Origin of the sequence: Amycolatopsis sp. NPDC048633 (genome assembly GCF_040650695.1) — a bacterium.
Lineage (GTDB): Bacteria > Actinomycetota > Actinomycetes > Mycobacteriales > Pseudonocardiaceae > Amycolatopsis.
Genome location: NZ_JBEZHS010000011.1, coordinates 22,380 through 43,100, shown reverse-complemented (window position 1 = coordinate 43,100; position 20,721 = coordinate 22,380). Strand labels below are relative to the sequence as shown.

The following is a 20,721-nucleotide window of genomic DNA, read 5'->3' as shown; positions in this document are numbered from 1 at the left end:
CGGCTGGCGGCGGGAGGGGGGCACTGCGAGCTCCTTCTGCGTAAAGCTACTGGCCGGCCGCGACGAGCGGGACGCTGTCGATGCCGGACAGCTTCCAGTCGTCGCCCACGCGGGTCATCGACACCTCGAGGCGCAGCGGCTTCGCGCTGCTCTTGTCCCCCTGGGTGACGGTCGTGGCGATGGCGGCGAGGAAGCTGGCCTTGCCTTCGTGGTCGTCCAGCTCCTCGACGGCGATGTCCTGGACGTCCGTGGTGACCTTCGTCTTCGCGTCGGCGAGCGCCTTGCGGAACGTCGGCGCCGACTGGTCGATCTGCTGCGACATCTTGTCGTCCGACACGGACTTCTGCCGGGCGAAGAAGCCGTCCAGGTCGTTGTAGTCGACCTCGGTGTACGCCCTCAGCGCCTTCGTGCCCGCATCGACCACGGCGTCGCGCGACGCGGCCAGGGCGGCGTTGTCGTCGTTCGCGGCCACCCACCACTGGACGCCGAAGATCGCCGCCGCGATCAGCGCGGCCAGGGCCAGCGCCGCGGCGCCGAGCACCAGGATCCGCGTGGAGGGCTCCTTCGACGGCGTCTCGGGGGCCGGCTCCTCGGTCTCGGCCTCCGCCACCGCGACGGCGGCCGGCTCGTCCGAACTCATAGCACTCCAGGGTAGGTAACGGTCATCAAATCCACGTCAGGCCAGCCCGAGCAGCGAACCCAGGCTGTTCAGGCTGACGCCGGGGCTGCCGACGATGCCCGGGACACCGCGGGTGTCGCGTTCCTCCGCGAGCTCCTCGGCCGGCCGGTTCGCGTTGGCCGAAACGTCGCTCTCGGACGGCGCGACCGGCACCCCGCCGTACGGCGCGTTCTGCGCGCCCCGCACGTTGATCGGGCTGCCCTTCGGTTCGGCACAGTACGCGTCCTCCTTCGCCGCCTTCGGCGAAGTGTCGGCTCCGGTGCGGTACTGCGAGTACGGCAGGTACCCCTTGGTACACGCCGGCGGGTTGAAGAGGTTGAGCACCAGGCCCAGGTGCGCGGTGCCGTCACCGGGCGCCACGCTGCTCGCCGCGCCGGCCAGCGCCGGGTAGGTGACCAGGCCCTGCTCGATGCCGTCGAGCCGCGTCACGGTCAGGTTGGCCGTGGTGAGCAGGTTCGCCGTCAGCGCGCCGAGGCCCGGGCCGGACTCCTGCAGCACCTGGCTGATCTGCGTCGCCACCTGCGGCGTGATGCCGATGAGCTTGCGCAGGTCGGCGTCGGAGTTCTTCAGGGTGCCGGTGAGCTCGTTGAGGCTCTTGCTGAACGACGCGAAGTTCGCCGCCTGGTCGTTCTGCGTGTCCAGGACCTTGCCGCCCTGTTCGAGCAGCTGGATCGTCTGCGGCAGGTACTCCTGCGCGGTCGTGGTGAAGCTGCGCGCGGTGTCGAGCAGCTTCTGCAGGTCGCCGCCGGTGCCGCGGAAGGCGTCGTAGGACTCGTCGACGACCGTGCGCAGCGAGTCGACCGGGACCGACGCGGCCAGCGAGTCGAGGTCGCCGATCAGCCGGTCGGTGCTGACCGGGGTGGTCGTCTTCGACGCGGGGATGACCGAGCCGGCCGCCAGGTACGGGCCCTTGTCGGCCTTGGGCTTCAGGTCGACGTACTGCTCGCCGACCGCCGAGCGGTTGGCGACGACCGCGTCGAGGTCCGCCGGCACCTGCGGCGCCGACGGGTCGATGTTCAGGTCGGCCTCGAGCCCGGACTGGGTCAGCCGCATCTCCCCGACCCGGCCGATGTTGTAGCCGCGGTAGGTGACCTCGGCGTTGGTGAAGATGCCGCCCGACTCGTTGAGCTGCAGCTTCACCGTGTAGCCGTCGTTGCCGAACACGGTGCCGAGCCCGGCGAACCGGATCAGCGCGTACACGATCGCGACGATCGAAATGACCGCGAACGCGATCAGCTGGATCTTCGTCCGGCGCACCAGCATCAGCCCGCACCTCCCGAGAGGAGCCCGAAGAGGTTGCCGAGCCCCGGCTTCGACTGCCCGGACTGCGGCTGGCCGCTCTCCCCGGGGATGGGTAGCGGCGGGTTGCCCGACGCGCCCTCGGTGCCGCCGGTCAGGCCGGCCAGCGGCAGCTGCCCGGACAGGATGTTCTGGCGGCTGCTGCCCAGGTTCTCGACGACGGTCTTCAGGTTCAGGTCCACCTTCGCGAACAGGTTGAAGTAGTCGCCCTTGACGTCGTTGACGGCCTGGTCGCTGAACGGGAACGTCAGCAGGATCTGCAGGGCCTTCGGCAGGTCGTTGCCCGCCTCGCCGAGCTTCTGCAGCGTCGGCGTCAGCGCCTTCAGGTCGGCGACGAGGTCCTTCTGCGACCGGTTCACCGTGTCGGTGGCGACCCCGGAGAGGTTGTCCAGCGCCTGCAGCATCGTGACCAGCTGGCCGCGCTGCTGTTCGAGCACGCCGAGCCCGGGCCCGAGGTTGTCGACCGCGCCGACCAGCTTGTCCTTCTGGTCGTTCAGGGTCGAGGACAGCCGGTTCAGCCCGTCGATCGCCCGGGTGATGTTGCGCGACTGCTGGTCGAGGTTCGTCACCAGCTGGTTCGCGTTGTCCAGCAGCGCCTTGATGTCCGGCTCGCGGCCGGACGTGGCGTTGTTGAGCTCCTTGGTGATGGTGTTGAGCTGGTCGACACCACCTCCGTTGAGCAGCAGCGACAGCGCGCCGAGCAGCTCTTCGACCTCGACGCTGCGGTTCGTCCGGGCCAGCGGGATGGTCGCGTTGTCGGCGAGCTTGCCCTGGGCCTGGTCGTCGCCGGGCGAGGCCAGCTCGACGTACTTCTCGCCGAGCAGGCTCGACTGCTTCACGTTGGCCAGCGCGTTGGCCGGCAGCTTGACGTCGCCGTTGACCTTCAGCGTCACCAGCGCGTGCCAGCCGTCCTTGGTGAGCCCGACGTTCTCGACCCGGCCGATCGGCACCTCGTTGACCTTCACCCCGGCCTGCGGGGTCAGGTCGAGCACGTCGCGGAACTCGACGTTCACCGTGTACGGGTGGTCGCCGAGGTCGGCGCCGCCGGGCAGCGGCAGGTCGTAGATGCCGTTGAACGCACAGCCGGACAGGGTCAGCGCGGACACGGTGGCGAGTGCCCCGACGCTCAGGAGCTTCCTCACTGGCCACCTCCGTAGAGCTGCCCGGCGATGGGCAGCGGCAGCGGCGGCAGCTGGCCCGCCTGGAGCGCCTGGACCGTCTGCGCCAGCGACGGCAGCGGGACGATCCCGTCGACCACGCCGGCGATGCCCTCGCAGGCGTCGCCGAGCACGTCCGGGATGCCCTTGCCGGCCTGCTTGAGCAGCCGGCAGATCATCACCAGCGGCGGCTGGGTCAGCTCGTTGAGGTTCGGCCGGGCGTCCAGCGTGCCCGCCGAGCCGTTGTAGGTGTTGACCAGGTTGCTCAGGCCGACCGGCGCGACGTCGAGGATCTCGGCGAGCGAGCTGCGCTGGTCGACGAGCACCTTGGTGATGCCGGCCAGCTTGTCCACGTTGGACTTGAGCCGGTCGTGGTTCTGGTCGATGAACGCCTGCACCGAGGTGAGCGTGGTGCCCAGCTGCTGCACGGTCGCGGCCAGGTTGTCCTTTTCGGACGCCAGGTAGCCGCTGACGTCGGCGAGCTGGCTCTCGAAGCTGCGGACCTGCTTGTCGCTGTCGGCCAGCGTCTGCGAGAACTTGCCGAGGTTCTCCACGGTGGAGAACAGGTCGTCCTTGTTGCCGGCCAGCGTGCCGGCCGCCTGGCCGAGCTTGGTGATCGTGTCGTGCAGGGCCTGGCCGTTGCCGTCGACGTTGGCCGCCGCGGTGGTCAGCAGGTTCGACAGCGACCCGTTCTTGTTGGCGCCGTTCGGGCCGAGGGTCTCGCTGACCCGGGCCAGGCTGGCCGCGAGCTGGTCGACCTCGAGGGGTACCTCGGTGCGGTCGAGGCCGATGACCGCGCCGTCGGAGATCCGCGGGCCGCCGGTGTAGGCCGGGGCGAGCTGGACGTAGCGGTCCGACACCAGCGACGGCGCCACGATGAGCGCCTTGGCGTCGGCCGGGACGGCGACCGCGCGGTCGTACTCGAACTCGACCTTCACCTGGTTGCCCATGGGCTGGATCTTGGTGACCGTGCCCATGTCGACGCCGAGCATCCGCACGCTGTTGCCCTCGTACAGGCCGACGGCGCCGGCGAAGTACGCGGTCAGGTGGTTGCGGCCGGCGTCCTTGAGGGTCCACCAGATCCCGCCGGCGACGACGAGCGCGAGCACGATCGCGATGGTGAAGCCCCGGGTCAGGGCCATTCCGAAGCGGGTGTCACTCATTTCGTGTAGCACCCCTCTTCGTTGATCGGGCCGAACGAAGGCAGGACCAGGCCGCAGATGTAGTTGTCGAACCAGTGGCCGTTGCCGATGGTGTTGGTGAAGACGCGGATGAACGGCGCGAACTTCGCGATGCCCTGGGCCAGCGAGTCCTGGTTGCGCTGCAGCATCGACGTCAGCTGGTCCAGCGAGGTGAGCACCGGGTCCAGCTGCTTGCCGTTGTCGTCGATCAGGCCCTGCAGCTGCGTCGCCAGCTCGCGGGAGCCGTTCAGCAGCGACGTGATCGCGTCTTCGCGCTTCGAGAGCTCGGCGAGCAGCTGGTTGCCGTCGTCGAGCAGCTTCTGCACCTCGGCGTCGCGGTCGACCAGGGTCTGCGACACCTCACGGGTGTTGGCCAGCAGGTTGGACAGCTGCGTGTCGCGCGAGGCGATCGTGTCCGACAGCTTCGACAGCCCGGACAGCGCGCCCTTCACGTCTTCCGGCGTGTTCGCGAACGTCCCCGAGATGGTGTCGAAGCTCTTCGCCAGCTGCTGGGTGTCGATGTTGTCGACGGTCTGCGACAGGCCGCGGAACGCGTCGAGCACGTCGTAGGGGGCCATCGTGCGGTCCCGCGGGATCCCGGTGCCCGGGTTCAGCGAGCCCTCGCCCTGCGGGTCCAGCGACAGGTACTTCTGGCCGAGCAGCGTCTTGATCTTGATCGCGGCGCTGGTCCGGTCACCGAGCCAGGCGTCCTTGACCTTGAACGACACCTTGACCGACGCGCCGTCGAGCTCGATGTCGCTGACCTTGCCGACCTTGACGCCGGCGACCCGGACGTCGTTGTCCTTCTGCAGCCCGGAGGCCTCGCTGAACTCGGCGGTGTAGGTCGTGCCGCCGCCGATGACCGGCAGGTCCTCGGAGTTCAGCGCGGCGATGAAGCCCAGCGCCAGGACGGCGATGCCGACCAGCGCGATCGGGACGGGGTTGCGCTTCTGGAAGGACTTCATCCCTTGCACCTCTCCCGGTTGAGAGGCACCAGCGGGATCGGCACGTCGTTGATCAGTGGGGGCAAGCTGACGCTCCCGGAGAACTCGCAGGCGTAGAAGTTGAACCAGGAGCCGTAGTCCGCGGTGCGGGTCAGCGTGCTCACCTTGGTCGGCAGGAACTGGATGAAGTGCTCCAGCTCCGGCTCGTTCTTGTTCAGCTGGTTCGTGAGGTTCCCGAGGGCGCTGATGTCGTTCTTCAGCGGCTCCCGGACGTCACCCAGCAGGCCGGACGTCGTCTCGGCCAGGTTGCCGAGGCTCTCGATCGCGTCCCCGATCGGCTTGCGGTCCGCGGCCAGCCCGGACACCAGCTGCTGCAGCTTGACGATCAGGTCGTTGAGCTGCGGGGTGTGCGCGTTGACCGTGTCGAGCACCGAGTTGAGGTTGTCGATGACCTGGCCGATCACCTGGTCCTTGCTCGCGATCGTGGTGGCCAGCGACGCGGTGTGCGAAAGCAGGCTCTCCACGGTGCCGCCCTCGCCCTGCAGGACCTGGATGACCTCGTAGGACAGCTTGTTGACGTCGTCCGGGTTGAGCGCGGTGAACAGCGGCTTGAAGCCGTTGAACAGCTCGGTCAGGTCCAGCGCCGGGATCGTGCGGTCCAGCGGGATGGTGCCGCCGGGCTGCAGGGTCTTGCCGGTGCTGTCGTCGCCTTCCCCGAGCGAGACGTAGCGCTGGCCGACCAGGTTGCGGAACTTGATCTGCGCGGTCACCCCGGCCGGCAGTGTCCGCCCGGCGTCGACCTCGAACTCGACCTCGGCCTGGCGCTTGTCGACGATCTTGACGTCCTTGACCTGCCCGACGCGGACGCCGGCGATGCGGACGTCGTCGTTGGGCAGCAGCAGGGTCGCGTCGGTGAAGCGCGCCTTGTAGGCGTTGGTGCTGGTCGTGTTGATGTTGGCGATGCTGATCCCGAGGATCGTCGTGAGCACCACGGTGACGACCACGAAGACGCAGAGCTTGATCAGCGGTGCGAGCAGGCCCCTCACTTCACCGTCACCTCCGCCCCGCGGTAGAGCGGTCCGACGAGCAGCGAGCTCCAGCCCGGGACGTCCGCGGCGTTCATGCCCAGCTGCGGGCCCAGCAGATCGGCCAGGAAGCCCTGCTCCGCGGTCGAGTAGGCCAGGTCACCACCGCTGCCGTTGCCGCCGGCCGCGTCGGCCTTGAAGTTGGCCGGGTTGAGGCCTTCGCCCACGGTCTTCGGTGCGGTCTGGTGCTTCGTGCCGTCCTGGAAGGCGCCGTCCGGCGGCTCCGAGGGGAACGGGTTCGGCAGCTTGTCCGCGTCGTAGCACCGGGGGCCGCGCTTGTCGTCGAACCGCGGCTCCTCCTTGCCCGCCTGGTACGGCCCGCGCGGGACGATGATCTCGATCGTCGCGTGCAGGCCGGGCTGGTCGGTGCCCTTGCCGAGGGCCTGGTCGATCAGGGGGACGTTCTTGGCCATCTGGGAGATCACGCAGGGGTACTCCGGGGCGTACTTCGCCAGCAGCTCGGCCGTCGGCCGGGCGGTGTCGGCGAGGGAGATGATGTTCTCCTTGTTGTTCTGCAGGAACGTCTGCAGGTCCACCGAGGCCTGGGTCAGGCTGCCGTAGAGGTTCGACAGGTTCTGCCGCTCGTCGACCACGGTGCGGGTCGTGGTGCTCAGGTTGTCCAGGCTCTGCACCAGGTCCGGCGCCGAGTCCTTCAGGTGGTCGGAGAACTCCGCGAGCGCCTTCAGGTTGTGCTGCAGCTCCGGCTCGTGCGGGTTCAGCTCGCCGATGTAGGTGCCCAGCTGCGTCAGCGTGTCGCCGAGCTGGTCGCCGCGGCCCTGCAGCGCGGTCGAGATCGCGGTGAGCGTCGCCGACAGCTTCTGCGGCTGCACCGCCTGCAGCACCGGCATCAGGTGCTCGAACGCCTGGTCCAGCTCGATCGCGCTCGACGTGCGATCCTGCGGGATGACGTCGCCGCTGGCCAGCGTCTTGGCCGACGGGTCCTTCGGGATCTCCAGCGAGACGAACCGCTCGCCGAAGAGCGTCTTCGGCAGGAACCGCGCCGAGACGTTCTCCGGGATCAGCTTCGCCGACTCGGGCTTGAGCGCGAGGGTCAGCTCGGCGCCGTGGTCGGTGGCGACGATGTCCTCGACGGAGCCGACGATCAGCCCGCGGACCTTGACGTCGGACTGCTTGATGAGCTGGTTGCCGATCTTGTCGGCCTGCAGCTTGACCGTGACGACGGGCGTGAACGCCTTGTCGTAGAGCGCGATGGACAGCGCCACCCCGCCGACCATCACGGCGACGAGCAGCAGGCCGAGCAGCCTGCGTCGGAGCGTCCTCATCCCGCGATCCTTACCGTGACGTCGGTTCCCCAGATGGCGAAACCGATGAAGAAGTTCATGATCGACACCGTGACGATGGACAGGCGCACGGCCTTGCCGACCGCGACGCCGACGCCGGCCGGGCCGCCCGTCGCCCGGTACCCGAAGTAGCAGTGCGACAGGATGATCAAGACACTGAAGATCAGCACCTTGATGAACGAATAGAGCACGTCCTGCGGTGGTAAGAACAGGTCGAAGTAGTGGTCGTAGGTACCGGCCGACTGGTTGTAGATGTAGATGACGACCAGTCTCGACGCGAGGTACGAGCTCAGCAGGCCGATGATGTAGAGCGGGATGACCGCGACGAACCCGGCGATGATCCGCGTCGTCACCAGGTACGGCAGGCTCGGCACGCCCATGACTTCCAGCGCGTCGATCTCCTCGGAGATCCGCATCGCGCCCAGCTGCGCGGTGAACCCGGCGCCGACGGTGGCGCTCAAGGCGAGGCCCGCGACCAGCGGCGCGATCTCACGCGTGTTGAAGAACGCGGTCAGGAAGCCGGTGAAGGCCGACGTCCCGATCGAGTTCAGCGCCGAGTAGCCCTGGAGGCCGACGAGGACACCGGTGAACAGCGTCAGGCCGACCATCACGCCGACTGTGCCGCCGATGACCGCGAGCGAGCCGGAACCGAAGCTCACTTCGGCCAGCAGCCGCAGCACCTCTTTGGTGTAGCGGCGCAGCGTCCGCGGCGTCCACAGCAGCGCGCGGCCGTAGAACGACATCTGGTCACCGAGGGTGTCCAGCGTCTGGAGGGGTCGGTTGGCGACGCGTTTCGCGCCCTGGAGGAACGTCATGGCGCTAGTCCAGCTTTCCGGGCACGATCTGCAGGTAGATCAGGGTGATCACGAAGTTCACGACGAACAGCATGAGGAACGTGATGACCACCGACTGGTTCACCGCGTCCCCGACGCCCTTCGGGCCGCCGGAGGGGTTGAGACCCCGGTAGGACGCGACGACGGCGGCGATGAACCCGAAGATCAGCGCCTTGAACTCACCGACCCAGAGGTCGGGCAGCTGCGCGAGGGCGGAGAAGCTCGCCAGGTACGCCCCGGGCGTCCCGCCCTGCAGCACGACGTTGAAGAAGTAGCCGCCCAGCACGCCGATGACGCTGACCATGCCGTTGAGCAGCAACGCGACCAGCATCATCGCGAGGGTGCGCGGCACGATCAGCCGCTGCACCGCGGAGACGCCGAGCACCTCCATCGCGGCGATCTCCTCGCGGATGGTCCGCGCGCCGATGTCGGCGCAGACGGCGGAGCCGCCCGCGCCCGCCACCAGCAGCGCGGTGACCAGCGGGCTGGCCTGCTGCACGGTGGCGAGCACGGAGCCCGCGCCGGTGTAGGACTGCGCACCCAGCTGGCGGGCGAGCGAACCGAACTGCAGCGAGATGACCGCGCCGAACGGGATCGCCACGAGGGCCGTCGGCAGGATGGTCACGCTCGCGATGAACCACGACTGCTGGATGAACTCCCGCAGCTGGAACGGGCGCTGGAACAGGCCACGGATGATGTCGAGGCCGAGAGCGAACAGGTTCCCGGTCTCGCGCAGCATGCCGATGCCGGGGATCTTCGCTTGTGTTGCGGGAGAGCTCACCGGCCACCTGGCCCGTTGTTCGGCGGTGGCGGCATCCGGCGTCCACCGGGTCTCGGCGGCTGGCCGCCGCCCGGGATGCGCGCGACCTGGTCGGCGGGCAGCTGGCCGTGGTGCTGGTTCGGGACGCCGTCACGGGCGCCCGCCGGGACCTGCTGCTGTTGCTGCTGCTGGGCGTGGGCGACCTGCCGCGGGCTGACGCCGTAGTGGCGCTGCTCCTCCGGGCTCAGCGAGGCGATGATGCTCTGCTGGGCGGCGTCCGGCAGCCGGTGCATGATCTCCATGACGCGGTCCTTGCGGCGGACCCCGCCCATCCGGGTCGGCACGCCGGGCGTCGTCTGCATCTGCGGCGGCACCCCGGTGACGTCCTCGACCCCGCCCGCGTGGTGCCCGGCGTCGAACATCGCCTGCTCGGCGGCCATCTGGGCGTGGTCCTTCTCCTCGGACATGCCGATCGGGCCCTGCATCTTGCCGTTGAGGAACTGCTTGACGACCGGCTCCTCGCTGGTCAGCAGCACCTCGCGCGGGCCGAACATGACCAGCTCCTTGCGGAAGAGCATGCCCAGGTTGTCCGGCACCGTGCGGGCCAGGTTGATGTTGTGCGTGACGATCAGGAACGTCGCGTCGATCTGCGCGTTGACGTCGAGGAACAGCTGCGAGATGTAGGTGGTGCGGACCGGGTCGAGGCCCGAGTCCGGCTCGTCGACCAGGATGATCTCCGGGTCCAGCACGAGGGCGCGGGCGAGGCCGGCGCGCTTGCGCATACCGCCGGAGATCTCGCCGGGCAGCTTCTTGTCGGCGCCGTTCAGACCGGTCATGTCGAGCTTCTCGAGGACGATCCGGCGGATTTCCGTCTCGGACTTCTTCGTGTGCTCGCGCAGCGGGAAGGCGACGTTGTCGTAGAGGTTCATCGAGCCGAACAGCGCGCCGTCCTGGAAGAGGACGCCGAAGAGCTTCCGGATCTCGTACAGCTTGTGCTCGGAGCAGGTGACGATGTCCACCCCGTTGATCACACAGCGGCCGCGGTCGGGCTTGAGCAGCCCGATCATCGACTTGAGGAACACCGACTTGCCGGTTCCGGACGGTCCGAGCATCGCCGACACTTCGCCCGGAGGCAGCGTCAGCGTGACGTCCCGCCAGATGGCCTGCTTACCGAAGGACTTGGTCAGACCTTCGATGACCACCTCGGCACCCATCGCACCTCCAGGAGCTGTTCCGCGTCTTTGCGCCCGCTGCCACACCCTGTCGGCGGGTGCGGGCTGTGGCACCCCGAGAACCCGCGTCAACCAGGTGCAACGAGCTGAGTGCGAACAGGTTACTCACCAGTTTTCTTTTCTGGCCAGCCCTGGTTCCTTCGTCACCCCGCCGTGATCGGCAACGGGAGGCACGGTAGTCCATTCGGGGCAACGACGCAGATCTCCGCTGCCCCGAACCCTCGATTTAGGGACCCGGGGCTATTCGGACACCGCTCCTAGGGGATCAAGGTGAAAGCGGCGACGACCAGCAAGAACACGACGGGCGTGACCACGGCCGTCAGGGAGAGCGTGAGCAAGGGCCTGCGGTCGGTCAGCTGCTGCGCGAGGAGCTCAAGGTGCTCGGGATCGGTCATGTCCCTCTGGTCGCTGCGGGGAGCGTCCGCGCAACACTGTCCCCGCAAAACGGCAGGGGCGGGCATCCGTGTGGATGCCCGCCCCTGCACGAGGTGGTGCGCAGGCGCTTTCGCGCCCGAGATCACTTGATGGAGATCTTGGCGCCCGCGGCCTCGAGCTTCTCCTTGGCGGCCTCGGCGGCCTCCTTGTCGACCTTCTCCAGGAGGGCCTTGGGAGCGGCCTCGACCAGCTCCTTGGCCTCCTTCAGGCCCAGACCGGAGACGACCTCGCGGACGACCTTGATGACCTGGATCTTCTTGTCGCCCGCGCCCTCGAGGATGACGTCGAACTCGTCCTGCTCCTCGACCGGGGCGGCAGCGGCGGCGGCCGGGCCGGCGGCGACGGCGACCGGCGCGGCGGCGGTCACGTCGAAGACCTCTTCGAACTCCTTCACGAACTCGGACAGCTCGAGGAGGGTCAGCTCCTTGAAGGCGTCGATCAGCTCGGCGGTGCTCAGCTTCGCCATGATGGCTTCCTCTCAGAAATACGAACTAGACGTTCGGGGTGGGGGTGTTTCAGCTCTCGGCGGGTGCTTCGGCTGCTTCGGTACCGGTGGCGTTGCGCTGCTTCTCCTCCAGCGCGGCAGCCAGGCGGGCGACCTGGGACGCCGGCGCCTGGAACAGCGCGGCGGCCTGGGACAGCTTCGCCTTGAACGCGCCCGCCGCCTTGGCGAGCAGGACCTCACGGCTGTCGAGATCGGCGATCCGGTTGATCTCGTCCACGGACAGCGCTTTGCCGTCCATGTAGCCGCCCTTGATCACAAGCGCGTTGTTGTCCTTCGCGAAGTCGCGAAGCGCCTTGGCGGCGTCGACCGCCTCACCCTCGACGAAGGCGATGGCGGTCGCACCGACGAACAGGCCCTCGAGCCCCGTGACGCCCGCGTCTTCGGCGGCACGCTTGACGAGGGTGTTCTTCGCGACCCGGTACTTGGCACTGGTGCCGAGAGCGCGGCGCAGCTGGGACAGCTGGGACACGGAGAGGCCGGTGTACTGGGTAACGACGGTGGCCGAGCTGGTGCGGAAGCTCTCCGCGATCTCGGCGACGGCCGCCACCTTGTCGGGCTTCGCCATGGTCGCCTCCTCTCTTGGCTAGTGTTTCCACTGGCCCGAAGGAGCCCCCGAAACGACAAAACGCCCTCGCGCAAGCAGGCGCGGGGCGTCATCCCGGCACAATGCCGGGGCCTCGTTCCTCCTGCGCGGGCCGCCCGGCGAGTGCGGGACCTTCGTTCCCCGTGGGGACGGGGAAAACCAGCGGTCTTCGGTAGAACTATCGAGAAGAATACCTTGTCAAGTCGGCAAGCCTTCTCCCACCCCCACCTTTGCGGCGGCGTGGGGCATCATGGTCACGTGGCGGAGCAGCGCGATGACGGAAAGCCGGGCTCGGAAATCGAACCGGCGGGCTCTTCGACGCCCGCTTCACAGCCACCGGTGGATCCGGCCCAGCTGGCGGAGTTCAGGCAGTTCCAGCAGTTCCAGGACTACTTGAAGTTCACCCAGTCCCAGCAGGGCAACCAGCCGGCGCCCCCGCCGGACGCGGGAGTGGTCCAAGCCCCGCCGTCGCAGCCGGCCACGCAGAACTCCGGCGCGGGCCAGCCACCGGTCATTCCCCCGGGCTACGAGCTGGTCCCGACCGAGCGCCGCCGGGCGCCTCGCTGGCTGAGCTGGCTGGGCAAGAAGGTCATCGCCTGGGTGCTGGCGATCGTGATCCTGGGCTTGGCGGGGACGTGGCTGTACAACCACTTCTTCCCGAACGACGCGGGCAAGTCGTCGGCCCAGCTGGCCGAGGAGGGCGGCGGGACCTACCACACCAACCATGTGTTCTCGACGAACCCGTACGAGGCGGTGCGGTTCGTGTACCACAACGTCGCCCAGGGCCGGGTCGCCGACGCCTGCGGCCGCTTCCAGAACGAGGGTCAGCGCGATATCCAGACCCAGTTCGCGCAGGACATCGCGCAGACGTTCCGCCAGAACACCGCCCAGACCGACTGCAAGAAGGCCATCGAGTTCCTCGCGACCCAGGTGACGAACAAGAACGACTACGCGGAATCCCTGCCGTCGAGCGTTTCCGACCCGTTGCCCGGTGACACCGTGACGATCGATTCCTGCACCTTCGCCATCAGCGGCGGCCCGGCACTGGGTGTCTTCACGGTGTCGAAGGTGGAGAAGGGCCAATGGCTCATCACCGGCCACGCCATCGGCCCGGCGAAGTGCAGCGGAGTGCCCGCCACCACCACGTCACCGACCGGCTGAGCTGAACCCGGTTCGGCTTCGGCTTTGACTCAGCGGGGGCGCGGGGCAGTCAAGAACGCCACCAGCGCCTCCGAGAACGCCGGTGACATCACCGCCGTCATGTGGTCGCCCGGGATGCGGACCAGCCGCGCACCCGCGATGGCCGCCGCCAGGCGCTCCGGCTCCGCCGCCAGCGAGTCCTGGTCGCCCGCCAAGACCAGTGTCGGGACGCCGATCGCCGAGAGGTTCACGCTTCCCTCCTGCGACGCCAGCGCCACCGCCGCCAACGCTTGGCGATCGCCGCCGACCGCGTCGGCCAGCAGGCGGAACGGCACCCCGGACGGCGGGACCGTAGTGGGATCCTCCGCCAATAGCGCCGACGCGATCTCCGCCGGCTTCACCACCCGCAGGTCGACGCCGCCGAAGTCGACGATGCCTGAGCCCACTCCGCCCGTTGCCAGGCAGCGGATGCGCTTGTCCGCCGCCGTGGCCGCCAGGGCGATGATCGCGCCCATCGAGTAGCCGACCAGGGATACCTCGTCCAGGCCCAGCTCGTCGAGCAGTGCCGAAATGTCGCGGGCCATGGTGTCGCCCGTGTAGCGGCACTCGTCGTGGGGCTTCTCCGAACGGCCGTGGCCGCGGGCGTCCAGGGAGAGCACCGTCAGGCCGGCCTTGCGCAGCGCCGCGACCACGCCGGTGGAGATCCAGTTCGCGTTCGTGTCGGCCGCGAAGCCGTGTTGCAGCAGCACCGGGCGGTGGGCGCCGTCGCCCTCCCACACGGTGTAGTTCAACCGGAGGCCGTCGAACGACGCGAAAGTCGGCATGACCTCCATGAGACACGAAGAAAGGGCGCCCCCGCAGCAAGCGGGAGCGCCCTTTCCGGTGATGTCCGACTCAGACGTTCGCGTCCTCGGAAAGGAGGTTGCGGGTCCGCAGCGGGTCGACCGGGATGCCCGGGCCCATCGTCGTGGTGAAGGTGACCTTCTTCAGGTAGCGGCCCTTCGCCGACGACGGCTTGGCGCGGAGGATCTCGTCCAGCGCGGCCGCGTAGTTCTCGACCAGCTTCTCCGTGTCGAAGGAAGCCTTGCCGATCACCAGGTGCAGGTTGGCCTGCTTGTCGACGCGGAAGTTGATCTTACCGCCCTTGATGTCCTTCACGGCCTTCTCGACCGCGGGGGTCACCGTGCCGGTCTTCGGGTTCGGCATCAGGCCACGCGGGCCGAGGATGCGGGCGATGCGGCCCACCTTGGCCATCTGGTCCGGCGTCGCGATCGCGGCGTCGAAGTCGAGCCAGCCACCCTGGATGCGCTCGATCAGCTCGTCGGTGCCGACCGCGTCCGCACCGGCGGCTTCGGCCTCGGCGGCCTTGTCGCCGACGGCGAAGACGATGACGCGGGCGGTCTTACCGGTGCCGTGCGGCAGGTTCACGGTGCCGCGGACCATCTGGTCGGCCTTGCGCGGGTCCACACCGAGACGCATCGCGACCTCGACGGTCGCGTCCATCTTGGTCTTGGAGGTTTCCTTCGCCAGCTTCGCGGCGTCGAGAGGCGCGTACAGCCGCGCCTTGTCGATCAGCTCCGCAGCCTGGCGGTAAGCCTTGCTGTGCTTGGTCATGCTTCTGTCCTTAACTTCTCAAAACGGATCAGTGTGGTGACGAGCCGCACCGGGCTCTCCCACGTACTGCTGGTGCTGCAGACGTCAGGCGTCGACGACCGTGATGCCCATGGAGCGGGCGGTGCCGGCGATGATCTTCGCCGCCTGGTCGATGTCGTGCGCGTTGAGGTCGGTCTCCTTGGTCTTGGCGATCTCGCGGACCTGGTCCCAGGTGACCTTGGCGACCTTGGTCTTGTGCGGCTCGCCGGAGCCCTTCTCGACACCAGCGGCCTTGAGCAGCAGGCGCGCGGCCGGCGGCGTCTTCAGCTTGAAGTCGAACGACCGGTCCTCGTACACGGAGATCTCGACCGGGACGACGTCCCCACGCTGCGACTCGGTCGCGGCGTTGTAGGCCTTGCAGAACTCCATGATGTTGACGCCGTGCTGACCCAGAGCCGGGCCGACCGGGGGCGCGGGGTTGGCCGCGCCCGCCTTGATCTGCAGCTTGATGATCGCCGCAAGCTTCTTCTTCTTGGGTGGCATTTCTTTTCCTGTCCTGTACTACGTTCCCCGCGTACCTGCCGTGGACGTGGGGACTGCGGCCGCGCGGCGGCCGTCAGATCTTGGAGACCTGGGTGAACGACAGCTCGACCGGGGTCTCCCGGCCGAAGATCGACACCAGGACCTTCAGCTTCTGCCCGTCGACGTTGACCTCGGAGATCGTCGCCGGCAGCGTGGCGAACGGGCCGTCCATGACCGTGACCGACTCGCCGATCTCGAAGTCGACCTCGACGGCCGGACCACCGAGCGGGGCTGCGGTCGCGGAGGACTCGCCCTTGCCGCCCTTGGCCGGGGCTTCGTTCTCGACCTTCGGGGCGAGGAACTTCAGCACCTCGTCCACGGTCAGCGGCGACGGCCGCGAGGTGGCGCCGACGAACCCGGTGACGCCCGGCGTGTTGCGCACCGCGCTCCACGAGGCGTCGTTCAGGTCCATCCGGACCAGGATGTAGCCGGGCAGCACCTTGCGCTGCACCTGCTTGCGCTGGCCGTTCTTGATCTCGGTGACCTCTTCGGTCGGGACCTCGATCTGGAAGATGTAGTCCTCGACGTCCAGCGTCGTGGTCCGGGTCTCGAGGTTGGTCTTCACCTTGTTCTCGTACCCGGCGTACGAGTGCACGACGTACCACTCACCGGGCGCGGCGACCAGCTCGGCGCGCAGCTTCGCGACCGGGTCCTCGTCGTCCGCCTCGGGCTCGGCGGCCTCTTCTTCGGCCACGGCCACGTCGTCGCCGGCCTCGTCAATTGAAGCGGCTTCGTCGACCTCGTCGGACACCTCGACGGGCTCCAGGTGCGCGGACTCCTCGTCACCGAGTGCCGCGTGCACCTGCTCGTCGGAAAGCTCGGTCAGCTCGTGACCGGCTGATGTGCCGTTGTCGGAGGTCACGTTCCGTCCTCTCAGTTGATCATTGCCGGGGTCAGGCCGGGACCTGAGCCCCATCGGCGCGCGCCGAGGCGCGTCAGCCGAAGATCTTGCCGATGCCCCACTTGAATGCCAGATCGAGCACGCTGACCAGGGCCACCATGAACACCACGAAGACCAGCACGACCGCGGTGTAGGTGACCATCTGCTTGCGGTTCGGCCAGATGACCTTGCGCAGCTCCGCCCACACCTCGCGGATGAAGCGGATCAGCCGAGCGAACACAGAAGCCTTCTTCGGCTTCTTGTCCCGCTTCGGGGTCGGAGCGCCCTTCGCGTCGGCGGCGGACTTCTCGCCCGACTTCCCGGCCGGCCGGGACTTGTCGTCCGCACGTGCCGCGGACTTCCCCGCCGGACGAGCGGTCGCACGTCGCTCACGCCGGGCAGCGGCTGTGACGGGACGGGACGGGCTCTCAGGCTTCCGCCCGGTGCCGTCCTGCTCCTGCTCGCCGCCGCTGGCGTCGCTGTCGCTCACGACCACTCCTCTGCTCCACCAGTTCCGTTACGCAGGGGTGACAGGACTTGAACCTGCAACCTGCGGTTTTGGAGACCGCTGCTCTGCCAATTGAGCTACACCCCTGTGGAGCCCCGATCGCTCGGAGCCCCCGAGGACGCATTCCATCATCCCCACCATCCAGGCGGGGATGACCGTAGTGCGTTCCAAGTCCCGAAGTCTACGGCAACCCCCGGAAGAGCCCGCAACCGCGCCCCCCGATCGACCACCGAACCCCGGTCGGCCTGCGGAAAACCTCCCGCCGACCGCACGATCATGCCAGGATGTCCGCCATGACGAGCATCCCGGGCTGGGACAACCGGGGCTTCGCCCCGGGCCGGGGGCTTCGCCACCCGGACCCCCGACAAGCGGGCCCTGCGGCGCCCCCGCAACGTCCGTCCGTCGTGGACCGGTGAGCGGGATGCGGCTCGGCCTGGCACTCCCCCAGTACGGCACCCTCGCCGATCCCGCCGCCGTGGCGCGCTTCGCGACCGCCGCGGAGAACCTCGGCTTCGGCTCGCTGTGGGTCGGCGACCGGATCCTGACGCCGCGGGAGCCGTCCGACCTGTACCCGGGTGGCGGGACGCCGGAGCACCCGTACCCCAAGGAGTTCGAAACCTTCGCGGACCCGTTCACGACGCTCGCGACCGCGGCCGCCGTGACCCGCACGGCCCGGCTCGGGATGAGCGCCCTGACCGGCCCGGTCTATTCCCCGGTGCTGCTCGCCAGGGCACTGACCTCGCTCGACCTCGCCAGCGGCGGCCGGCTGGACGTCGGCCTCGGCCTCGGCTGGCTGCGCGAGGAGTACTTCGCGACCGGCGTGCCGTGGGAGCACCGGGGCGAGCGCCTCGACGCGGTGCTCGACGCGCTCGAAGCGATCTGGACCGGCGACCCGGTGGAGCACAACGGCCCGCAGTGGCGGATCGCGCCGTCGACGGTCGGCCTGCGCCCGGCGCAGGAACCGCGGCCGCCGGTGCTGCTGGGCGGGTTCTCGCCGCCGGCGCTGGCCCGGGTGGGCCGCCGGGCCGACGGCTGGCTCGCGGGCTGGATGCCGAAGCAGTACCTGAACGGCCTCTGGTCGGTCGCGCTCGAAGCGGCGGAGAAGGCCGGGCGCGACCCCGGCACCCTGCGGCGCGTGCTGCGGATCAACCCGCGCGCGGGTACCGGGGTCGAGACGGTCGCGGACGTGCCGCCGTGCCTGGATGTGGCCCGCGAGGAGGGCATCACCGAGGTGCTGGTCGACCTGCACTTCGTCGCCAAGGACGTCGACCACGCCCTGGAGCTGGCCGCCGAGCTCGTCTGAGGAGTCAGCTCTCGCTGTCGGCGAGGGTGGCGAGCGCCCGCGCCTTCGCGGCGTACTTCCAGTTCGCGAGGTCGCGGATCGTCTTGATCTTCAGCTCGGCCAGCAGCTCGTCGTGCTTCGGCGTGAGCCCCTCCAACGCCGACGGCGGGGCGTCGAGCAGCTCCTTGATGGACTTGTCCTCGTATGCCTTGTCGACGAGCTTGTTCAGGTTCAGGCCCATGGCACTTCCTGCCTTTCTCGGTTCGACTGCGGAACGCGGCCCACCCTCGCCGCGATCCGCGTCCGCCGCAACCGCCGGGTCCCCCACACAGGGTCGCCCACCCCAAAGTCGGTTTGTTCTAGTACAGTTAGAACTATGCTCGTACGGATCGACCCGGCTTCGACCGTCCCGTTGTTCGAACAGGTGGCGGCGTCGCTGCGACGCGCCCTCGCGGACGGCAGCCCCGCCCCCGGCGAACAGCTGCCGCCCGCCCGCGAACTGGCGGCGTCGCTGGAAATCAACGTCCACACGGTGCTGCGGGCGTACGCGGCGCTTCGCGACGAAGGCCTCATCGACCTGCGACGACGCCGGGGCGCCGTCGTGATCGGCGGCGCTTCGGCCCGGGCCCGCCTGACCGAGCTGGCCGGCGAACTGGCCGGCGAGGCCAAGCGCGCGGGCATCGGCTTCGAGGAGCTCACCGGAATCCTGAAGGAGAAGTACTCATGACCAAGCTGATCCGGGTCCTGACCGCGACGGCCGTCCTGCCGGGCGCGGTGCTGGTCACCGCCGGGCTCCTCGCGAGCGCCTGGGCCGACCGGCTGCCCGACCCCATCGCGACGCACTGGAACGGCGCGCCGGACGGCTCCACCCCGGCCGGGGTGTTCGTCACCGTGTGCCTGGCGCTCGGCGCGGTCGCGACGGCGATCCTCGCGGTGACGGCGGTCGCCGCGCTGCGCCGCGGGCGGCCGGTGCCGCGCGTGACCGCCGGCGTCGGCGCCGGGTTCGCCGCCCTGGCACCGGCCACCCTGATTTCGGTGCTCGTCCCCAACTTGGACGTGCCGGACTGGCACGCGGCGCGCGGCGGCTCCGTCGTCGTGCTGTTCCTGGTGGGCGCGACCGCGCTCGGGGTCGTGGCGGGGTTCGTCGGCGGCCTGCCGTCCCCCGTCGCCGAACACAGCGCCGACCGCCCGAGCGTCGGGCTCCGGCCGGGGCAGCGCGCCTACTGGTCGGGCCGGGCGGCGAACCCGGCGATGCTCTGGGCCCTCGCGCTGGTCCCGGTCGCGATCGCCTTGCTGCCCGCCGGGCTTTCCTGGCCGATGGCCGTCTGGATCGCGCTGGTCGGCACGTTCGTCACGGCGGTGACGTACCGCCTGAAGGCGACCGTGGACGCCAAGGGCGTGACGATCCGCTTCGGTCTTTTCGGCTTCCCGTGGCGGCACGTCGGGCTGAGCAGCATCCGCGAAGCCACCGCGCGCGAGCTGTCGACGTTCGGTGACACCGGCCTCGGCCTGCGCTTCAACCCGGTGACCGGCACGACGGCGTACAAGGTGCGCGGCGGCCCGGCCATGGCGCTGGCCCTCGAAAGCGGCCGGACGGTGCTGGTCAGCGTGGACGACCCGGAGACCGGCGCGGGCTTGGTGAACGACCTCCTCGCGCAGCGAACCACCCGGATTGACTAGGTACCCGCCAGTCCTGGTTCGGTAGAAACGAAGTGTGGCGAAGAACAGCGGGGGCGGCTGCCTCGTCGTGGTGGTCGTGGTCGGGCTTCTGGCTTTCGGGTACTACAAGTGGGACCACGGCTCGTCGTCCGCGCCGCCGGCGGGTGCGGCCACCGGGGACGGCTCCGGCCGCTATGTCGCTCTCGGTGACTCCTATACCGCCTCGCCGCGTACTGGGAAGAACGTCGGTACTCCGCCTGGGTGTGATCGCTCCGACGACAACTACCCGCGGCTTGTCTCGGCGGACCTGAAGCCGGCCGAGTTCGACGACGTCAGCTGCAGCGGCGCCACGACCGCCAATTTGACCGGGGCGCAGAAGACGGGGAACGGTTCCAACCCTCCGCAGTTGGACGCGGTGACCGCCAAGACGACGCTGGTTACCCTCGGTATCGGGGGTAACGACATCGGGTTCTTGTCGCTCGCTTCGTCCTGTGCGACGGCGCATCGGTCCGCGTCGCCGTGCAAGGACCGGATGACCGCTGGTGGGCACGACCAGTTGGCTGAGCGGATCGATGCCACCGCGCCGAAGGTGGGGGCCGTGCTGGATCGGATTCACAAGCAGGCGCCCAAGGCGAAGGTCGTCGTTGTCGGGTATCCGTCCGTGCTTCCCGATGGGGATGGGTGTTGGCCTGTGCTGCCTATCGGGGCTGGGGATGTTGCTTACTTCCGCGGGGCGTTGGGGAAGCTGAACAAGATGCTCGAGGACCAGGCTGATGCGCATTCCGCCGGGTATGCCGATACCGCTACGCCGGGTAAGGGGCATGACGTCTGTACCGCTTCGGATACTCGGTGGGTTGAGGGGGTTCTTCCTACGCTGCACGGCACGCCGTTGCATCCCAATGCTCGGGGGGAGCAGGGGATGGCTGATGCTGTTCTTGGTGTTCTGAAGCTGTTTTAGACCGTTTTGGCTGACGGCACCCCGCAGCCTGATTGTGACTACGGCCGGCGGCACCGCGTCAAGGCGGGAAAGATGCCTTGACCCGGTGGCGTCGGCCGTGTTCTGGCTTCGGATCGGGGTGCGGG

General features: G+C 68.8%; 24 protein-coding genes and 1 tRNA gene. 5 read left to right on the top strand and 20 right to left on the bottom strand.

What is annotated here, in order from left to right:
• Positions 1-46: 46 nt before the first annotated feature.
• The 13 genes from AB0C38_RS21070 to rplJ all read right to left on the bottom strand — a co-directional run bounded on the left by AB0C38_RS21070 (position 47) and on the right by rplJ (position 11,976).
• On the bottom strand, positions 47-640 hold the full coding sequence (locus AB0C38_RS21070) for a hypothetical protein (protein ID WP_360675735.1): 594 nt from the start codon (positions 638-640) through the stop codon (positions 47-49).
• A 36-nt stretch (positions 641-676) separates the two neighbouring features.
• Positions 677-1,942 (bottom strand): MlaD family protein, encoded by a 1,266-nt coding sequence (locus AB0C38_RS21065; RefSeq protein WP_360675732.1) that lies wholly within the window; start codon positions 1,940-1,942, stop codon positions 677-679.
• A complete protein-coding gene (locus tag AB0C38_RS21060) occupies positions 1,942-3,120 on the bottom strand; it encodes an MCE family protein (protein WP_360675729.1) in 1,179 nt (392 codons plus the stop codon). The genes AB0C38_RS21065 and AB0C38_RS21060 overlap by 1 nt, the downstream gene beginning before the upstream one ends.
• Positions 3,117-4,298 (bottom strand): MCE family protein, encoded by a 1,182-nt coding sequence (locus AB0C38_RS21055; RefSeq protein WP_360675726.1) that lies wholly within the window; start codon positions 4,296-4,298, stop codon positions 3,117-3,119. Before AB0C38_RS21055 ends, AB0C38_RS21060 begins: the two co-directional genes overlap by 4 nt.
• On the bottom strand, positions 4,295-5,281 hold the full coding sequence (locus AB0C38_RS21050) for an MlaD family protein (RefSeq protein ID WP_360675722.1): 987 nt from the start codon (positions 5,279-5,281) through the stop codon (positions 4,295-4,297). The genes AB0C38_RS21055 and AB0C38_RS21050 overlap by 4 nt, the downstream gene beginning before the upstream one ends.
• The gene (locus tag AB0C38_RS21045) at positions 5,278-6,306 is read right to left on the bottom strand and encodes an MCE family protein (RefSeq protein ID WP_360675719.1); all 1,029 of its coding nucleotides are present in this window, start codon (positions 6,304-6,306) and stop codon (positions 5,278-5,280) included. Before AB0C38_RS21045 ends, AB0C38_RS21050 begins: the two co-directional genes overlap by 4 nt.
• Positions 6,303-7,628, bottom strand: a complete 1,326-nt coding sequence (locus tag AB0C38_RS21040) for an MCE family protein (protein WP_360675717.1) — start codon at positions 7,626-7,628, stop codon at positions 6,303-6,305. The genes AB0C38_RS21045 and AB0C38_RS21040 overlap by 4 nt, the downstream gene beginning before the upstream one ends.
• Positions 7,625-8,461, bottom strand: a complete 837-nt coding sequence (locus tag AB0C38_RS21035) for an ABC transporter permease (protein ID WP_284747835.1) — start codon at positions 8,459-8,461, stop codon at positions 7,625-7,627. The genes AB0C38_RS21040 and AB0C38_RS21035 overlap by 4 nt, the downstream gene beginning before the upstream one ends.
• A gap of 4 nt (positions 8,462-8,465) precedes the next feature.
• Positions 8,466-9,218 (bottom strand): ABC transporter permease, encoded by a 753-nt coding sequence (locus AB0C38_RS21030; protein ID WP_360676183.1) that lies wholly within the window; start codon positions 9,216-9,218, stop codon positions 8,466-8,468.
• A 38-nt stretch (positions 9,219-9,256) separates the two neighbouring features.
• The gene (locus AB0C38_RS21025; protein WP_360675713.1) at positions 9,257-10,453 is read right to left on the bottom strand and encodes an ABC transporter ATP-binding protein; all 1,197 of its coding nucleotides are present in this window, start codon (positions 10,451-10,453) and stop codon (positions 9,257-9,259) included.
• A 275-nt stretch (positions 10,454-10,728) separates the two neighbouring features.
• Positions 10,729-10,866 (bottom strand): hypothetical protein, encoded by a 138-nt coding sequence (locus AB0C38_RS21020; protein ID WP_360675710.1) that lies wholly within the window; start codon positions 10,864-10,866, stop codon positions 10,729-10,731.
• Positions 10,867-10,988: 122 nt separating this feature from the next.
• Complete coding sequence (gene rplL, locus AB0C38_RS21015; protein ID WP_284747833.1) at positions 10,989-11,372, bottom strand: 50S ribosomal protein L7/L12; 384 nt, start codon at positions 11,370-11,372, stop codon at positions 10,989-10,991.
• 49 nt (positions 11,373-11,421) lie between these two features.
• A complete protein-coding gene (gene rplJ / locus AB0C38_RS21010) occupies positions 11,422-11,976 on the bottom strand; it encodes a 50S ribosomal protein L10 (protein WP_360675708.1) in 555 nt (184 codons plus the stop codon).
• Positions 11,977-12,252: 276 nt separating this feature from the next.
• On the opposite strand from rplJ, the gene AB0C38_RS21005 reads away from it, so the two are divergent.
• Positions 12,253-13,155, top strand: a complete 903-nt coding sequence (locus tag AB0C38_RS21005) for a hypothetical protein (protein WP_360675706.1) — start codon at positions 12,253-12,255, stop codon at positions 13,153-13,155.
• Positions 13,156-13,184: 29 nt separating this feature from the next.
• Here the strand turns inward: AB0C38_RS21005 and AB0C38_RS21000 are convergent, their stop codons facing one another.
• From AB0C38_RS21000 to AB0C38_RS20975, 6 genes are all read right to left on the bottom strand, one after another.
• Positions 13,185-13,958 (bottom strand): alpha/beta fold hydrolase, encoded by a 774-nt coding sequence (locus AB0C38_RS21000; protein ID WP_360675703.1) that lies wholly within the window; start codon positions 13,956-13,958, stop codon positions 13,185-13,187.
• A gap of 70 nt (positions 13,959-14,028) precedes the next feature.
• On the bottom strand, positions 14,029-14,748 hold the full coding sequence (rplA, locus tag AB0C38_RS20995) for a 50S ribosomal protein L1 (protein ID WP_284747830.1): 720 nt from the start codon (positions 14,746-14,748) through the stop codon (positions 14,029-14,031).
• Between the two features lie 84 nt (positions 14,749-14,832).
• Positions 14,833-15,270, bottom strand: coding sequence for a 50S ribosomal protein L11 (gene rplK / locus AB0C38_RS20990; RefSeq protein ID WP_003079266.1), 438 nt, complete (start codon positions 15,268-15,270; stop codon positions 14,833-14,835).
• Between the two features lie 73 nt (positions 15,271-15,343).
• Positions 15,344-16,171 carry a transcription termination/antitermination protein NusG gene (gene nusG / locus AB0C38_RS20985; protein ID WP_360675700.1) on the bottom strand — a complete coding sequence of 276 codons (828 nt, stop codon included), beginning with the start codon at positions 16,169-16,171 and terminating at the stop codon, positions 15,344-15,346.
• A 73-nt stretch (positions 16,172-16,244) separates the two neighbouring features.
• Entirely contained in the window at positions 16,245-16,685 is a 441-nt protein-coding gene (secE, locus tag AB0C38_RS20980) for a preprotein translocase subunit SecE (RefSeq protein ID WP_360675697.1), read from the bottom strand.
• 26 nt (positions 16,686-16,711) lie between these two features.
• Positions 16,712-16,784: transfer RNA gene (locus tag AB0C38_RS20975), tRNA-Trp, on the bottom strand.
• A 334-nt stretch (positions 16,785-17,118) separates the two neighbouring features.
• On the opposite strand from AB0C38_RS20975, the gene AB0C38_RS20970 reads away from it, so the two are divergent.
• Positions 17,119-18,000 (top strand): TIGR03619 family F420-dependent LLM class oxidoreductase, encoded by an 882-nt coding sequence (locus AB0C38_RS20970; RefSeq protein WP_360676181.1) that lies wholly within the window; start codon positions 17,119-17,121, stop codon positions 17,998-18,000.
• A 4-nt stretch (positions 18,001-18,004) separates the two neighbouring features.
• Here AB0C38_RS20970 and AB0C38_RS20965 read toward each other — a convergent pair whose 3' ends face one another.
• Entirely contained in the window at positions 18,005-18,220 is a 216-nt protein-coding gene (locus AB0C38_RS20965) for a hypothetical protein (RefSeq protein WP_285482293.1), read from the bottom strand.
• A gap of 135 nt (positions 18,221-18,355) precedes the next feature.
• Between AB0C38_RS20965 and AB0C38_RS20960 the strand changes: the two genes are divergently transcribed.
• From AB0C38_RS20960 to AB0C38_RS20950, 3 genes are read left to right on the top strand one after another with little or no spacing between them, the layout of a single operon-like run.
• Positions 18,356-18,706, top strand: coding sequence for a GntR family transcriptional regulator (locus AB0C38_RS20960; protein WP_284747825.1), 351 nt, complete (start codon positions 18,356-18,358; stop codon positions 18,704-18,706).
• Positions 18,703-19,659, top strand: coding sequence for a hypothetical protein (locus tag AB0C38_RS20955; protein ID WP_360675694.1), 957 nt, complete (start codon positions 18,703-18,705; stop codon positions 19,657-19,659). Before AB0C38_RS20960 ends, AB0C38_RS20955 begins: the two co-directional genes overlap by 4 nt.
• Before the next feature lie 34 nt (positions 19,660-19,693).
• Positions 19,694-20,596 carry an SGNH/GDSL hydrolase family protein gene (locus tag AB0C38_RS20950; protein ID WP_360675692.1) on the top strand — a complete coding sequence of 301 codons (903 nt, stop codon included), beginning with the start codon at positions 19,694-19,696 and terminating at the stop codon, positions 20,594-20,596.
• Positions 20,597-20,721: the final 125 nt, after the last annotated feature.